Annotated in this window: 15 protein-coding genes; 6 read left to right on the forward strand and 9 right to left on the reverse strand. The window is 61.1% G+C overall.

The features are described 5' to 3' along the window. The first annotated feature begins 155 nt into the window (after positions 1–155). The 4 genes from QZ268_RS17245 to QZ268_RS17260 all read left to right on the forward strand — a co-directional run bounded on the left by QZ268_RS17245 (position 156) and on the right by QZ268_RS17260 (position 5,089). Positions 156–1,820 (forward strand): cyclic nucleotide-binding domain-containing protein, encoded by a 1,665-nt coding sequence (locus tag QZ268_RS17245; protein ID WP_295455013.1) that lies wholly within the window; start codon positions 156–158, stop codon positions 1,818–1,820. Then, entirely contained in the window at positions 1,817–2,707 is an 891-nt protein-coding gene (locus QZ268_RS17250) for a CPBP family intramembrane glutamic endopeptidase (RefSeq protein ID WP_295455015.1), read from the forward strand. Before QZ268_RS17245 ends, QZ268_RS17250 begins: the two co-directional genes overlap by 4 nt. Positions 2,708–2,768: 61 nt before the next feature. Then, on the forward strand, positions 2,769–3,713 hold the full coding sequence (accD, locus tag QZ268_RS17255) for an acetyl-CoA carboxylase, carboxyltransferase subunit beta (RefSeq protein WP_295455017.1): 945 nt from the start codon (positions 2,769–2,771) through the stop codon (positions 3,711–3,713). A 101-nt stretch (positions 3,714–3,814) separates the two neighbouring features. Further along, a complete protein-coding gene (locus QZ268_RS17260) occupies positions 3,815–5,089 on the forward strand; it encodes a folylpolyglutamate synthase/dihydrofolate synthase family protein (RefSeq protein WP_295455018.1) in 1,275 nt (424 codons plus the stop codon). A gap of 164 nt (positions 5,090–5,253) precedes the next feature. Here QZ268_RS17260 and zapE read toward each other — a convergent pair whose 3' ends face one another. Then, positions 5,254–6,327 (reverse strand): cell division protein ZapE, encoded by a 1,074-nt coding sequence (gene zapE, locus QZ268_RS17265; RefSeq protein WP_295455020.1) that lies wholly within the window; start codon positions 6,325–6,327, stop codon positions 5,254–5,256. A gap of 117 nt (positions 6,328–6,444) precedes the next feature. On the opposite strand from zapE, the gene QZ268_RS17270 reads away from it, so the two are divergent. Next, positions 6,445–6,912: a hypothetical protein gene (locus QZ268_RS17270; protein WP_295455022.1), complete on the forward strand. Its 468-nt coding sequence runs from the start codon at positions 6,445–6,447 to the stop codon at positions 6,910–6,912. A 211-nt stretch (positions 6,913–7,123) separates the two neighbouring features. Then, entirely contained in the window at positions 7,124–8,365 is a 1,242-nt protein-coding gene (locus QZ268_RS17275; protein ID WP_295455024.1) for an MFS transporter, read from the forward strand. Between the two features lie 63 nt (positions 8,366–8,428). Here QZ268_RS17275 and QZ268_RS17280 read toward each other — a convergent pair whose 3' ends face one another. From QZ268_RS17280 to QZ268_RS17315, 8 genes are all read right to left on the reverse strand, one after another. Beyond that, positions 8,429–9,373, reverse strand: a complete 945-nt coding sequence (locus tag QZ268_RS17280; RefSeq protein ID WP_295455025.1) for an alpha/beta hydrolase — start codon at positions 9,371–9,373, stop codon at positions 8,429–8,431. After that, the gene (locus QZ268_RS17285; RefSeq protein ID WP_295455027.1) at positions 9,370–10,287 is read right to left on the reverse strand and encodes an NAD(P)-binding domain-containing protein; all 918 of its coding nucleotides are present in this window, start codon (positions 10,285–10,287) and stop codon (positions 9,370–9,372) included. Before QZ268_RS17285 ends, QZ268_RS17280 begins: the two co-directional genes overlap by 4 nt. Beyond that, entirely contained in the window at positions 10,284–10,904 is a 621-nt protein-coding gene (locus tag QZ268_RS17290; protein ID WP_295455028.1) for an HAD family phosphatase, read from the reverse strand. The genes QZ268_RS17285 and QZ268_RS17290 overlap by 4 nt, the downstream gene beginning before the upstream one ends. A gap of 14 nt (positions 10,905–10,918) precedes the next feature. After that, positions 10,919–11,881 carry a DMT family transporter gene (locus tag QZ268_RS17295; protein WP_295455029.1) on the reverse strand — a complete coding sequence of 321 codons (963 nt, stop codon included), beginning with the start codon at positions 11,879–11,881 and terminating at the stop codon, positions 10,919–10,921. 389 nt (positions 11,882–12,270) lie between these two features. Then, a complete protein-coding gene (locus tag QZ268_RS17300) occupies positions 12,271–12,729 on the reverse strand; it encodes a YaiI/YqxD family protein (protein ID WP_295455031.1) in 459 nt (152 codons plus the stop codon). Then, positions 12,726–14,255: a Si-specific NAD(P)(+) transhydrogenase gene (gene sthA, locus QZ268_RS17305; RefSeq protein ID WP_295455037.1), complete on the reverse strand. Its 1,530-nt coding sequence runs from the start codon at positions 14,253–14,255 to the stop codon at positions 12,726–12,728. Before sthA ends, QZ268_RS17300 begins: the two co-directional genes overlap by 4 nt. A 27-nt stretch (positions 14,256–14,282) precedes the next feature. Then, positions 14,283–15,116 (reverse strand): S-formylglutathione hydrolase, encoded by an 834-nt coding sequence (gene fghA, locus QZ268_RS17310; protein WP_295455033.1) that lies wholly within the window; start codon positions 15,114–15,116, stop codon positions 14,283–14,285. A 195-nt stretch (positions 15,117–15,311) separates the two neighbouring features. Beyond that, positions 15,312–15,941, reverse strand: a 630-nt coding sequence (locus QZ268_RS17315; protein WP_295455035.1) for an AEC family transporter, incomplete at its 5' end; no start/stop codon positions are given.

Below are 15,941 nucleotides of genomic sequence, written 5' to 3' on the forward strand. Positions count from 1 at the left end.
CATTTTGGCTTCAAGCCACTTTGCAAGCTTGCGACGTTCGTCCAGCTTCAGGTGACAGTAGTGGGTTCCCATTCTTCATCCTCCGTGCAACTCTCTGTTTTAGTAAAGAATTTGCACTTCGTTTGTGAATCCACCGCCGCACCCTGCACGCCCAGTTGCAACCCGGCGCGCATCCACTGCTGGATAAGCACATCGTACGGCTGCGGCCGCTGATCAAGCGTCGGCTGATCAAGGCCGGGCTGGACAGCGCGGTGCTGCATTTCGATCCCGAGAGCTTTAACCCGGCGGTGCCTTTGGCGAGCAATATGCTATTTGCGACCCCGACCCGCGACATTGCCCCCGAGGAGCTATTGGCGCCGGGACAGTTGTTTTATCAGGTGATCCGGGATCAGCAGCTGGCCGAGGAAACGCTGGAAATTGGTCTGGGGGTGGCCGAGACCCTGATCAAGACCTTTGGCCACGACGATCTGGATCATCCGCTGTTTCAACGTCTGGGCCTGGACGCAGAGCTCTATTGTCGCCTGTGCAATGCGGCCGAGGAATACGCGGCGCTGGAGAGCGCTGGGCGCAGTGAGTCCCGCAGCAAGGCGGGGGCGCGCAGTGGCCGTCAGGGCCTGAGCGAGGCGTCACGCGCGGCGCTGATGACGCTGCCTTTTCTGCTTTCGGCGGAACAGATCGGCCCTGGATTTCCCGCAGCCTTCAAGGCCCGCATTCTGAAAATCCGCGCCACCAGCGGCGGCGCGCTGACAGCCCGGTCCCAGGGGCTGTTTGTTCCGTTGAACGCAGGCAGCTATGTGCCGCGCCTTTCGGTGATGGAGAACGCGCTGTTTGGCAAAGTCTCGCTGCATGCCGGGGATAAGGCGCGCCAGGTGGAGGCCCTGGTGAGCGAGGTGGTGACGGACCATGGCTTGCAAAAACGCTTGGCGATGATCCTGTATGATCTGCCCACTGGCCTGGGGGGCTCGCTGCTGGATCCGGTGTTTCAGGAACGCGCAGCCTTTACCCGGGCGGCTATCAAGCGGCCGGACGTGCTGATTCTGGATCGCGCCCTCGCCAGCCATGATTCCGACAGCCGCCTGCGCACCCGTGACAGGCTGCGGGCACTGATGCCCGCGACCACGATGATTTTCCTTGAGGAAGAGTTCCGCCACCCGGAACGCTATGATCTGTTTGTCGAGATCCATGACGGCCATATCGACGGGCGCGTCGGCGGCGTCGAGCGCCGTCAGAAAGATCGCTCCGAGGGGCTGGTTGCCGAAGATTTCCGCCAAAAGCTGGATGTGATTGGCCGGGCGGGTCTGTTTACCCAACTGGATGCGCGCAACCAGCGGCTGCTGGCCTTTTCTGCCCAGTGGCACCGGGTCGCTGAGGGCGATCTGGTCTTTGCGCGCGGCGAGAGCGGCGATGCGGTGTATCTGTGTCTTGAAGGCCGGGCAGAGCTGCTCTGGCCGGAGGCGCTAGCTGACATGGCCCCGATAGCGGTGATTGAACCGGGCCGGCTGATTGGCGATTTGGCGGTGATCCTGCGGCAGCCGCGTGAAATGGACCTGCGCGCCGTGGAACCCTGCCTGTTCCTGCGGATTGGTGCCGAAGAATACCGCGCGGTCATCGAAAGCGACGCGGGCGTCGCCACCCAGTTGCTGGAAACGGTTTCGGGGCATCTGGTGGCTCTGGCCTCCAAGGTGCGCGCGGCGGGCTTGCCTGCCATGGGTTTTTCAGGCGACGTAGAAACGGCTGCTGAAGTCTCCAGCAGTGACACGGGTTTTGCGCCAAAAGAGCGAATAGAGCCAAAAGAGCCAAAAGAGGATGAACCAGGATGATCCCAAGGTCTGCCTACGCCGCCCATGAAGTCCTGGTGGCACCGGGGCGATCCAGAGCGCAGCTCTGGCGTCTGCTGCTGGGGCTCGGCCTGATTGCGATGGTCAGCTATGGCCTGCAGATCGTAACGGTTCTGGTTGTGCTGGGCTTTACATCGGTCGAGTGGTTGCTGGCATTGGAACAGGGGAGTACCCCCGAGGCCCTGTTGATCCTGTTAGTGAGCTTTGGGTTTATGACACTGGGGGTAGGCTTGGCGGCGCGCCTGCTGCACGATCGCTCCCTTGTTGGTCTGATCGGGCCACCGGGGTTGGCGGTGCAGCAGTTTACCCGGACCTGTCTGGGGGTGGCGGCTGTCTTTGTGGTTATCATGATTTTGCCTCCCTATGATTTTGGCGCACCACTCGTGGCCAACCTGCACTGGCAGCTTTGGCTTGGCCTGCTGCCGCTGTCACTTTTGGCCCTGCTGATCCAGGTCAGCGCCGAAGAACTGGTGTTTCGCGGCTATCTGCAACAGGTGCTGGCGGCGCGGTTTCGTCATCCGGTGATTTGGCTGGGGCTGCCTTCGGCGCTGTTTGGCGCGGCGCATTACATGCCGCAAGAGGCCGGGGAAAATGCCCTGCTTTTGTGCCTGTGGGCCACGGGGTTTGGCCTGCTGATGGCGGATCTCACCGCCCGTGCCGGCACCCTGGGGCCTGCCATTGCGGTGCATTTTGTCAACAATATCGCGGCCTTGTTGATCCTGGGGTCGCCCAGCAGTCTGCATGGGCTGGCGCTTTACCTGCTGCCCTATGAGTTGTCGGATGTGGCGGCACTGCGCCCCTGGCTGTGGGTTGACTGCGCGACGTCACTGGTCCTGTGGTTGGTGGCACGGCTGGCGATACGGCGCTGATTGCAATTCGGCGCAAGGCAGCTTATCTGGGGTCCAAACTGGCTCCCGCTAGAGGCATGATATGAACTGGATCACCAACTACGTCCGCCCAACGATCAACTCGCTGTTTTCGCGTCGCGAAGTGCCCGAGAATCTTTGGCAGAAATGCAGTGAATGCGGCACCATGCTGTTTCACCGTGAGCTGAGCGATAATCAGAACGTCTGCACCAGCTGCGGCCACCATATGCATATTACTCCGCGCGATCGCTTTGCCGCGCTGTTTGATGGCGGCGTGTTCTCTGAGGTTGCGGTGCCAGAGCCAATCACCGACCCGCTGAAGTTCCGCGATCAGAAAAAATATCCTGACCGGATGAAGGCGGCGCAGAAAAAGACCGACGAAAAAGAGGCCATGCTGGTGGCGTCCGGTGAAATTGGCCGCACGCCAATCATCGCTGCGGCGCAGGATTTCTCCTTTATGGGGGGCTCCATGGGCATGTATGTGGGCAACGCGATTATCGCTGCCGCCGAAGAGGCCGTCAGGCTGGGCCGCCCGCTGGTGCTGTTCTCGGCTGCTGGCGGCGCGCGCATGCAGGAAGGCATCCTGTCGCTGATGCAGATGCCCCGCACCACGGTGGCGGTGCAGATGCTGAAAGAGGCCAACCTGCCCTATATCGTGGTGTTGACCCATCCCACCACCGGCGGTGTCACCGCCTCTTATGCGATGCTGGGCGATGTGCATATCTCCGAACCCAACGCGCTGATCTGTTTTGCCGGTCCCCGGGTGATCGAACAGACCATTCGCGAAAAGCTCCCCGAGGGTTTTCAGCGGGCGGAATATCTGCTGGATCACGGCATGCTGGACCGGGTGATCCCGCGCACCGAAATGCGCGCCGAGCTGATCACCATTATCCGCATGTTGATGGGGCTTTCGCCGCAGGTGGTTGGGGATCTGCCCGCGCCGGTTGCTGACCCAGAAGCCGCGAATGAGGCAGAAGATGCCGCAGAAACAGCTGCGACAGAGAGCTGATTGACCCTATAGTGTTTTGACGCGGCCCGCCTTTCTTGGGTGGGCCGTTTGTCGTTTTGCTGATCCCGTCCTCCCCCTCTTGCTGCCGTTGAGTGTGCCCCATGACCCAGCCGACATCTGACGCCATCCTTGCCCGTATGTTGGCGCTGCACCCCAAGATCATCGACCTGACTCTTGACCGGGTCTGGCGCCTGCTGGAACGTCTGGACAATCCGCAGGACAAGCTGCCTCCGGTGATCCACCTGGCCGGCACCAATGGCAAGGGGTCAACCCAGGCGATGATCCGCGCCGGGCTGGAAGGCTGGGGAAAATCCGTGCATGCCTATACCTCGCCGCATCTGGCGCGTTTCCATGAACGTATCCGTCTGGCAGGAGAGCTGATCACAGAACAGCATCTCACCGAGGTGCTGGATGAATGCTACGCGACCAATGGCGATGAGAGCATCACCTATTTTGAAATCACCACAGTGGCTGCTCTTCTGGCCTTTGCCCGCACGGCGGCGGATTACACCCTGTTGGAGGTGGGCCTGGGCGGGCGGTTGGATGCCACCAATGTAATTGCCCAACCAGCGCTCACGGTGATCACGCCGATCTCCATTGATCACGAACAATTCCTCGGCGATACCCTGACCAAGATTGCCACCGAGAAGGCGGGGATTATCAAACGTGGGGTGCCGGTGGTTGTCGGCCCGCAACCGGATGAGGCCCTGGAGGTCATCGAGGCCACAGCTGCGCGTCTGGGGGCTCCGTTGATTGCCTCTGGTCAGCAGTGGCATGTGAGCCAGGAGCGCGACCGGCTGGTGTTTCAGGATGAGCGTGGCCTGCTGGACCTGCCGATGCCGACGCTTTTGGGGGCGCATCAGGTGCAAAATGCCGGCGCGGCGCTTGCCGCCCTGCGCCACCTGGGCGCGGATGAAGCCGCCTGCGAGGCGGCCATGACACAGGCGCGCTGGCCTGCACGAATGCAGCGGCTGACATCCGGTCCGCTGGTTGCGGCGGCAGGACAGGCCGAGCTCTGGTTGGATGGCGGCCACAATGCAGCGGCCGGGCTGGCGCTGGAACAGGTCCTGGCGGGGCTGCCGAAGCGGCCGACCCATCTGATTTGCGGGATGCTCAACACCAAGGATGTCAGCGGATATCTGGCGCCCCTGGCCCGGCAGGCCCGGAGCCTTACAGCCATCTCAATCCCTGATGAAGTCAACACCCTGCCAGCCGAGGCAACCCAGTCCGCCGCGCAATCGGTGGGGCTGCAGGCCACAACCGCCGCAAACGCTGCAGAGGCTTTGCAGGCAATTTTGCAAAAAGCGCCAGACTGCCGCGTGCTGATCTGTGGCTCCCTTTACCTTGCAGGCCATATCCTGCGTGAAAACGGCTGATCAGGTCCGGCGAGGGGGGGGGGGCTCCCGCCCGTCTTGGATCATTCTTGCAGAATGATCCTCGCCCGTTGGGCCCGGCGCCGCTGACGCGGCGCGGTGGCGCATTCATTTGGCCCAAAATATCCTGGAGCTGAGCGCCGGTGCTGTAAGGGGGCAAAGCCCATTTACTCTGCCTGGCCCCAATCCTGGTCCTGCATCTCGCGTAGGCGCGAGGCTGTGCGCTCAAACTCAAAGGCGCCATCCCCTTCGACATAGAGAAACTCTGGCTCTGCTGCGGCCGAGCAGATCAGCCGGACCCGCGCCTCATACAGGGCATCAATCAGGGTGACAAAGCGCTTAGCCTCGTTGAAGTTGTTACGGCTGAGCCGGGGGATATCCTCCAGCACCAGGACCTTCACCTCTTCGGCAATGGCGAGATAATCCCCTGGGCCGAGCATCTTGCCGCAGAGATCAAAGAAACGCGCCCGGGCCACACCATTGCGAAAGGCCGGCAGGACCACTTCGCGCCCCTTTACCTCTAGGGTAAGCGGTTGTGCATCGCCCCCGGAGAGATCCTCCCAGATGGCCTGCAGGCTGGCGCGGGCCTGTGCATCCGCCGGCGCAAAATAGACCTCGCTGCCCTTCAGGCGGTCCTGGCGGTAATCCACCGGGCTGACCATTTCCCAGATTTCCATCTTTTCCTTGATCAGGTCGATGAAGGGCAAAAACAGCTGCCGGTTCAGCCCGTTTTTATAAAGCTCATCGGGCAATCGGTTGGACGTGGTCACCACGCAGACATCCGCCGCAAAAAGGGCCTCGAACAGGCGTCCGACAATCATCGCATCGGTGATGTCAGAGATCTGCATCTCGTCAAAGGCCAGGACCCGCACCGAGTCCGCCACCTCCTGCGCCACCGGCGCCAGCGCGTCCTGCACCCCCTGCTGACGGGCATCGTGCATCTTGGCGTGGATCTCCTGCATGAAGGCATGGAAATGCACCCGCCGGGACGGGATATCGCCGAGGCTGTCGACAAAGAGATCCATTAACATGGATTTGCCACGCCCCACGCCGCCCCACAGATACAGACCTTTTGGCGCAGGCGGCGGGCTGGCGCGGCGAAACAAGCCACGTTTCACCGGCTCGGCCTTCACGCCGGCTGAGATCCGGTCGAATTGCGGCAGAACCGCCTCCTGGGCAGGGTCGGGGCGCAGATCGCCATCGGCAATCTTTTGGGCGTAAAGCGTGCTGAGATTGGTCATGGGCTAGGCTTACCGCGAAGGCGCAGGGATGGGAAGCCAGTGCAGGTGCCTGTGGAGTGACAGAGGAGAAAAAGCTGTCTAACGTCACTGCTGTGCCGGGGGGAGACAGGACGCTTTATGCAACAGATCAAATTGTCCTTTTGGCCCCATGCGGCGAGGCTCTTGCTTTTTGCTTTATCGGGCCTTTGGGCTGCCGCGCCCGTTTCTGCCCGCGATAATCAGTTTTCCCTTCTTACAGGTTCGACCTTGTTCAAACACATGAAAGAGAGTGGTGACTGGGAGATCACAGTCTTGCCGGAGGCTATTGAATACGTCTGCTTGACTTGCGAGGGCCCGGTTGTGGCGCGCCTGGAAAGAGCTGTCCCCTATGGTCCTGGTGACTATGGCTCGGCTTCACAGCGCTACCTTGCGGAACGAAAGCAGTTTTGTGCAAATCTTGTTGCCGACAGGGATGGGCGTTGTGTCTCTCACCGTAGAATAGGATGGAGCATGGTCCTGCACGGGTTTCGCTTTCAGTATGAGATGGGCCACGAAGAGGTCACTGAAATGGTGTTTTTTATCCCGAGTATGACGTGGGGCAGGTGAAACTTGTGACTGTGATCCGTGGGGAGAAAGGCGCAAGGCTACCAGAATCCCTATTGAAGGCTCATATGGCGCGTATGACTCCGTTCTATTAGAGATCGTTGGCCTTTCGTAAACTCTCACATCAAATTTGCTTAACTGGGTAAGCAATATCTTTGATTTGACCGGGGGGAGATTTTCCCTACTCTCGCCAGTCTGATCAGGAGAAAACCCTATGCCCCGCAGTGCTGCGCCCCTTTTTACGCCGGTCTTGATTGTCGGCTGCGTTATTATCATGGCCAGCTTTGCTGTGCGGGCTTCCTTTGGGGTGTTTCAGATCCCTATCGCCGAGGAATTTGGCTGGCTGCGGGCCGAGTTTTCCCTGGCCATCGCCATCCAGAATCTGGCCTGGGGGATTGGCCAGCCGATTTTTGGCGCGCTGGCAGAAAAGATCGGCGATCGTAAGGCCATTGTTCTGGGGGCGATCATCTATGCTGCCGGGCTGGTGCTCAGCTCTGGTGCCACCACGCCGCTTGAAATGCAGGCCTATGAATGGCTGGTGGGTTTTGGCATCGCCGGCACCGGCTTTGGCGTGGTTTTGGCGGTGGTGGGGCGGGCCAGCTCTGATGCAAACCGGTCGATGTCGTTGGCGATTGTCACCGCTGCCGGGTCTGCTGGCCAGATCATTGGCGCGCCAACAGCGGAGTTTTTGCTGTCGATGATGAGCTGGCAATCGGTGTTCTTGGTCTTTGCCGGTGCAGTACTGGCCCTCATTTTGACCCTGCCGCTAATGCGCGCGCCGCAGGCGGCCAGCAAGGCCGAGCTTGAGGCCAGTATGGGATCTGTCCTGAAGCAGGCCTTTAAGGATCCGTCTTTTACCCTGATCTTCCTCGGGTTCTTTTCCTGCGGCTATCAGCTGGCCTTTATCACCGCGCATTTTCCCGCCTTTGTCACTGAAATGTGCGGGCCGATCCTACCGGGTGGGGCGCTGCATAGCATTGGTATTACCACCACCTCTGCCCTGGGAGCGGTGTCGATTGCTCTGATTGGCGCGGCCAATGTGGGCGGCACGCTGTTTGCCGGCTGGCTGGGCAATCGCTATAGCAAGAAATACCTGCTGGCGGGGATCTACACGGCGCGCACGGTGGTGGCGGCGATGTTTATCCTGCTGCCGATCACCCCGATGAGCGTGATCATCTTCTCGGTGGTCATGGGATCACTTTGGCTGGCCACGGTGCCGCTGACCTCTGGCCTGATCGCGCATCTTTACGGGCTGCGCTACATGGGTACGCTTTACGGCATTGTGTTCTTCAGCCACCAGCTGGGCGGTTTCTTAGGCGTTTGGCTGGGCGGGCGGATGTATGATGTCTACGGCGATTACACCTTTGTCTGGTGGATTGGCGTGGCGGTCGGGGCCTTTAGCGCCGTGGTGCATCTGCCGGTACGGGAGAAAGCCCCGATGGCGCAGGCCGCCTGACCTGCGCTGATATGGCAAAGTCGCCCCCCCCTCTAAGCGCAAAGACCGCGCTGTCCTGCGCCTTTAGTCAAGCCGGTTGCGACTGTTGGCAGCGATGATCTCCAGCACCTCCTGGGTATGGGTGTAGGGCAACCCATGGCCGGCGGATTTGATGACCTCCTGACGGGCAGAGCGCGCCTGTTCGGTCATCCGCCCAACCGCGCTGATGGGGATCACCTGGTCCGCATCCCCCCAGATCGCCAGGATCGGTACGCCGCTGCGATGGATTTGGCGCAGATCATCGCCCCTGTCTTCGGCCAGGATGCCGCGCAATGAGGCCAGAACCGCTGGCACAAAGCCTTTGTAGCGCAGCTCGTTTTTCTGCAGATCGACGATGCCGGGCACCGAAGAGGGCAGGGCGCGCTCTGCCTCACAGCCACGGCGATGAAGATGGGGGAAAAGCGCCAGCATCAGCCAGTCGCCCAGGGGGCTGTGGTCCCGGATGAAGCGCCCCATCTTGCCCGGTTCGGTTTTCAGCCCGGCTGAGGCCAGCAGCACCAGCGTGCGGATGCGGTCGGGATGGGTTGCGGTATAGGCCGTGGCGATGGCGCCGCCCATGGAATAGCCCACCAGGGTAAAATCTTCGGTGATCCCTTCATGCGCCAGCATCTCTTCCAGCTGGGTGACAAAGAACGCTTTGTCCTGCGCCCCTGCGGGGCGGTCAGAAAAGCCACGTCCGTAGAGATCATAGGTCAGCACGCGGTAGCCTTGGGCCACCAGCCCCTCGGCAAGACCGCCCCAGACAAAAGAGGGCGTGGTGAGCCCATGCACGCAGACCGCAATGGGCCCGCGCGTGGGGCCGTGCCATTGATAATGAGTGAGCCCGCGCGAAAGGCGGGCAAAGCGCCCCGGTGCGGCATTGCGCGCCCCAGGCCCCATGGTCCTGCGCCACCGCTCCCGCACCAGCAACAGCAGGCCCAGCAACAGCAGGCCAAGAAACAGCAGACCGGAGAGCAGCAGCCAGCTCATGCGGCGGCTTTCCATTTCTCCAGAACGTGATGGCTGGTCATCAGATCGAGATGGGCGCCGCCGCCGTTTTTGAACAGGGTGATCGCGGCAGGGTCATAGGCCGGAAACTGGTCGATGCTGTAGAAATCCGCCAGCACATCGCTGCGCTGGATCACGCCCTCGGCCAGCGGGATCTTGAACTCGCCGATATGATCCAGGGTGGTGTCAAAGCTGTCGCAGTAGATCTGCGCGCGGGTCAGGGCGGTATCATCTGCCTCGCGCATGTCGGGGCGATAGGCGCCGATCATGTTCAGATGCTGGCCGGGGCGCAGCCACTCCCCCTTGATCACCGGGCTGGAGGACATGGTTGAGGTGACGATGATATCTGCCGCTTTGATCGCTGCTTCAAGATCGGTGGCAACGGCGGTGCCGGGGTAGCGCGCCGCCAGCTCTTCGGCCTTGGATTGGGTGCGGTTACAGATGCGGATCTGCGCCTGCGGGTAGGCGGTGCCAAAGGCCTCAACCAGCGATCCGGCAACGGTGCCGGCGCCGACAATCAGCACCTCGCGGCTGTCGGGGTTGGCCAGCTGCAGCGCGCCGAGCAGACTGTCGCCTGCGGTCTTCCATTTGGTCACCAGATGGAAATCCACCAGCGCTTCCAGCGTGCCGTCGAGATCCGAATACAGACAGACCGAGCCATTGATCATCGGCTTGCCCGCATCAGGGTTGCGCGGGAAGATATTGGCGGTTTTGACCGCCAGCCCCATGCCATCAATCCAGGCAGAGCGGCTGAGCAGCGTATCCGGGTCGCGGTACAGAAAGGTATCGCCGATCTCGGCCTTGGGCAGATCGTGGCCTCGGGTCAGGGCCTTGGTGAAGTCGATCCAGTCCAGCAGGGCTTCGCCGGCGTCAAAGGTGATCATGGGAATGCTCATTGGGCGTCCTGTTCTGAGAGTAATCCGGCCTCGACCAGGCGCGCGGCCCAGGCCTGGGGGGTGGTGAAAAGATGGCCCTGCCAACCGCGGGCCTCGGCGGCGGCGATATTTTCAGGGCGGTCATCGGCAAACAGCAGATGGTTCGCAGGGAGGCCTGCCCCCTGCTCCAGATGCTGGTAGATCTCGGCATCGGGCTTGATACAGCCCAGATGGCCCGAGATGTAGGATTGATCAAACTCAGCCAGAAAGGGATAGGCTGTGACGGCGACTTCAAAGGTGCCGATGCCAAAGTTGCTGAGGGCCAGAACCGGCACACCCTTGGCCCGCAGGGCGCGCAGCAGTCGGACCGACTGCGGGATATCGGCGTGGGCAAACGCCAGCCAGCTGTCGTGCCAGTGGCGTATTTCTTCGGCCCAGGTGGGGTGCTGATCGGCGAGATCATAGACCGAGGCGCGAAAGGGGGCGCCGCGATCCAGGTCAAGGTTCATGTCGTGCAGTGGCACCTCGGCAAACAGGCGTTTGCGGGCCTCAACGCCGAGACGGGCGTCATAGAACCGTTCGGGATCCCATTGGATCAGCACATTGCCGATATCAAAAACGACGGCTTCAATGGTCATGGGGCTGCTGTTTCCTATCCTGTGGAGCGGGGCCGTGGGCGACTGGGCGGGCGGTTGTTGCGGGTCTCGCGCCAGAGGGAAACAAGACCGGCGCCAATGATCAAGCCGCTTCCGAGCCAGACCGGCAAATCGGGCCATTCCTGAAACACCAGTATACCCCAGAGCACCGCCAGGGGCATGGCGATGTATTCAAAGGGGGCGACCAGCCCAGCTTCACACTGGCGATAGGCAAAACTGATCAGATAGCCACCGATAGAGGCGGTCAGCCCAAGGGCGACAAAGGCCCACCAATCGTCTGCGGCGGGCCAGATCCAGGCACGCAGGATGAAATCCAGCGCGGCGCTGTCACCCGTGGCAAAGCGGCCATCTCCGGTGGTGAGCCCGACAAGGGCGCTGACAGTCATAAAGGCCAGCGAGGGATAAAAGGTCAGCGCCGCAGGGCTGTCGGCACCGCCGGCGCGGCGGGTTAGAACATGCAGGGTGGCATAGCCGCAGGCGCCAAAGAACGGCAATAGGGCAGCGGCTTGAAAGGTGCCGGGACCGGGGCGCATGATGATCAACACGCCGACAAAGCCCACTGCAACGGCGCTCCAGCGCCAGATGCCGGGGCGTTCGCCCAACAGCACCACCGACAGCAGGGTGACGATCAGAGGCGTGGCAAAGGCAATCGCCACCGCATCGGCCATGGGCATGGTGACAAGCCCGGTATAAAAACAGATATTGGCAAACAACACCGCGCAACAGCGGATCAGGTGCAGTTTGGGCTGGCGGGTGCGCAAGACGTGAAAACCGCCCTCCAGTGGTACGATGATCAGCAGCAGGATCGGCATCGCCACCAAGGAGCGCAGCAACACCACCTGATAGAGCGGATAATCCCCGGACAGGAATTTGACCAAGACGTCGATGATGGAAAAGCAAATGGCTGAGCCGGCAGCAGCCATGAGCCCAAGGAGGCTGACTTTCATCGTGTCGCTCATCAAAGCCTCCCTGTGCGCTACAGGGAAATGCATCGCGCAAAAACCGGGCTGGGGCAATGGCGGCACGGGGCTGGCGCGGAAAAGATTTAGCAGTGCCAGCTCCTGCACCTGTGGCTGGCAGAAATTTTATTTGCTGAGAAGCGGTTTGAGGGGGCATGCTGCCCTTCAAACACGCCGCCTCCAGTCTATACCAACAGATCCCGCCTCAAGGACAAGCCGCTGACGCGGGGGCCTTGCGGCCCTCCTTGACCCGCGACCTGCTGGAGGCGACGGATCCTGTCAGCCTGGCGGCGGCTCATCCCGGCCAATTCTGCGCCGGTGTAATCACAGAGTGCAGCGCCATGTCCCAGACAGTGCAAAAATCGCTTTTGTAAAAGGGTTTCTTACACTCAGGTTGCTGACTTTGCGGCGCGGATCTCGCGTTCCAATGCGTCCAGAAAACGCGACCGATCCGCCTTGGTAAAGCCCTTGCCGGAGCCGCCGGCCCCCAGCGGATTGGCGGCCCGCAGGTCGGCCATCAGATCGCGCATCGCCAGTTGCTGGCCGATATTGGCCGGGGTGAAGCGTTCGCCATTGTGGCGCAGCACCTGGGCGCCGGTTTCGATACATTTGGCCGCCAGGGGGATGTCGCCAGTGACAACCACATCGCCGGTGCCGCAGCGCTCGGCGATCCACATGTCGGCGACATCGGCGCCTTCGGAGACGATAATATTCTCCACCAGCGGATTGCGCGAGGGGCGCAACCCGCCGTTGGAGACCACATACATTTTCAGCTTGTGGCGGCTGGCCACCCGCTCGGCCTCTTCTTTGACCGGGCAGGCATCCGCATCAATATAGAGCGCGCTCACTTGGCTGTCTTTTCGTCAGTGTCTTTGCTGGCCTCGGCGGGTTTATCCTTGGCTTTGGTTGGGGCTTTGGTTGAGGCTTTGGCCGGGGCCTGTGCAGTCGATTTTGCAGGCTTTTTCGCCTTGAACTCCTCTGGGATGGGCATCCGGTTAAAGGCATCCAGCCCGGCGATCTTATAGGCCTCGGCCAGGGTGGGGTAGTTGAAGGTGTTCTGGACAAAGTAGTCCACGGTGCCCTGCAGGTTCATCACCGCCTGGCCGATGTGGATCAGCTCGGTCGCGCCCTCGCCGACGATCTGCACCCCCAGAACCCGGCGAGTTTTGAGGCTGATCAGCATCTTCAGCATGCCGTGTTCCAGCCCCATGATATGCCCGCGCGAGGTCTCGCGGAAGCGGGCGACGCCGATTTCGTAGTGGATGCCGCGCTCTTGCAGTTCCTCTTCGGACATGCCGCAGGTGGACATCTCTGGCACCGAATAGATGCCATAGGGGTACCAGGGGCTTTCCGGCAGGGTGGGCGTTTCCAGCGCGTGGCAGGCGGCAACACGGCCCTGCTGCAACGAGGTGGAGGCCAGCGACGGGTGGCCGATGACATCGCCAGTGGCATAGATATGCGGCACGGCGGTTTGATAGGTCTTGCGCTCGACGCTGAGACGGCCCCGGTGATCGGTCTCAAGCCCAACGGCATCAAGGTTCAGCCCATCGGTATTGCCCATGCGCCCGGCGGCAAACAGCAGCATTTCACCGCGGACATGACGGCCATTGTTCAGCGAGACCTCGATATGGCTGCCCGCGTCCTCGATCGTGTCGATGGGAGAGCCAAGGCGCAGATCAACACCGTTTTCACGGATCTGATGGGTGAAATCCTGGATCAGGGTGCTGTCGATGAAATCCAGAAAGCTGTCGCGGGGTTCAATCAGCGTAACGCGCACGTCCAAGGTCGAAAACATGGTGGCATATTCCACCCCGATGACGCCGGCTCCAACAACTACCAGCGAGCGCGGGATCGCAGCCATATCCAGGAACTCATCGCCGTCGACAACGGTTTTACCGTTAAAAGGCACATCCTTTGGCCGGTAGGTGCGGGTGCCGGTGGCAATCAGGAACTTCTCTGCGGTGATCCGGCTGGTGTCCCCGGCCTCGGTGGCGACTTCGACCTCATTTGGGCCAATGAATTTGGCCAGACCGGCCAGCCATTCCACGTGGTTGCGGTTGAACTGGTGCTCCAGCACATCGACCTCGTGGTCCAGGGTCATATGCAGTCGGGCCTTCAGGTCTTCGGCGGCAATTTGGTCTTTGACCCGGTAGGAGCGGCCATAAAAGCTGCGCTCGCGCCAGCCAGAAAGGTTCAGCACGGTTTCGCGCAGGGTTTTGGAGGGCACAGTGCCGGTATGGACCGAAACCCCGCCCAGCCGGTCTGCCCGGTCGATGACCAGCACCCGGCGTTTGAGCTTGCCGGCCTGGATGGCAGCGGTCCGCCCCGAGGGGCCGGAGCCGATAATCACCAGGTCGTAGTCGAAATCGGTCATCGTAGGGGAGGCGGCAGTGTTCATGGTTTAATCCCGGTACAGGGCTTCGGCGTGGAAGGTGACGTGATCTTCCATGAAGCTGGAGACAAAGAAATAGCTGTGGTCATAGCCCGGCTGCAGGCGCAGGGTGGCCTCTTGCCGCTTTTCAGCCAGGGCGGCGGCCAGGGCTTCGGGGCGCAACAGGTCGATGAACTGGTCGGTGGTGCCGGTATCAATCAGCACCGGTCCGTCAAACCCTGTCTCCCGCATCATCAATGAGGCATCATGCTTGGCCCAGGTGGTCTCATCCTCGCCCAGATAGGCGGTGAGCTGCTTGCGGCCCCAGTCGGCGCCGGTTGGATTGCAGATCGGCGCGAAGGCCGAGACCGATTTGAACCTGCCGGGCAGGCTCATCGCCAAGGTCAGTGCGCCGTGGCCGCCCATGGAGTGGCCGGTGATGGCCTGGCGGTCCAGGTCGATGGCAAAGTTTTCCGCCAGCAGCGCGGGCAGCTCTTCGGCGATATAGTCCCACATCTGGTAGTGCGCCGCCCAGGGCTCTTGGGTGGCGTTGACGTAAAAGCCCGCGCCCTGGCCCAGATCATAGGCCGCGTCATCCGCGACCCCTTCCCCACGGGGGCTGGTGTCGGGAAACACGATGGCGATGCCCTGTTCGGCGCACCAGGCCTGGGCGCCGGCCTTGGTCATGGCGTTTTCGTGTGTGCAGGTGAGACCGGACAGGTACCAAAGAACCGGAACCGGGCCATCGCGCGCCTCAACCGGCAGGAACAGTCCGAATGTCATATCGCAACGGCAGACCTGTGACGTATGGGTATAAACCCCCTGCGTGCCGCCAAAGCAGGCGTTTTCGGAAACGGTTTGCATGGTTAATCCCTTTCGTTTTGATTGCCATTAAAGACAGTCATGATGTGTTTCAAAGGTTTCTTGGGTTTTGCGGCGGCGCATAACATCAAGATAGGTCTGTGTGCGGTGAAAAGCCTTGTCATCACTCAGAGTCTGACGGTCGGGCAGTGGCAACGCCTGATATGTTGGTGTGGTTTGTCCCATAGGTGACCTTATTCAGTAAAGCAGCGTCACCCAACCGACCACAAGCGACACGGTGAGTACCGCAACCACCGTCGAGATCAGAATTGAGGCTGATACACGCTGTGGTGCGACGCCGTAATGCTGGGCCAGAATATAGACATTACCTGCCACCGGAAGAGACGCTGTGGCGATCATCACAGCAGCGGCGTAAGGTTCGATCTGAAAGATCAGAAGAGCAGATATCGCCACCGCAGCCGGGTGCAGAACAAGTTTGCACAGCGATAGCCAACCTGCAACAAACGGACGCTCGGCGGATTTACCTGCCAATGACGCGCCAATGGCAAACAGCGCACCGGGCGTCGCGGCCCCCCCCAGCAGCGACAGAAAATCATTCATCGGTGCTGGAATCGGCAGGGCGAAGGCGGACCAGGTCAACCCAAGAACAATTGACACGATCATCGGGTTCTTTAACAGGCCGATCCCGACTGTGCGCAGGACACCAATGCGCATCCGGCCATCGCGAGAGCCGGTGATCAGGATCACGATCAGAGAGCCAAATACAATGAGATCGACCGCCAGCACCTGCATCACCGGGCCGACAGCGGCCTCGCCCATCAACAGGATCAGCATCGGAACGCCAAGAAAGCCGACATTGCCAATCAC

The sequence above is a fragment of the uncultured Pseudophaeobacter sp. genome (assembly GCA_905479575.1).
GTDB lineage: Bacteria > Pseudomonadota > Alphaproteobacteria > Rhodobacterales > Rhodobacteraceae > Pseudophaeobacter.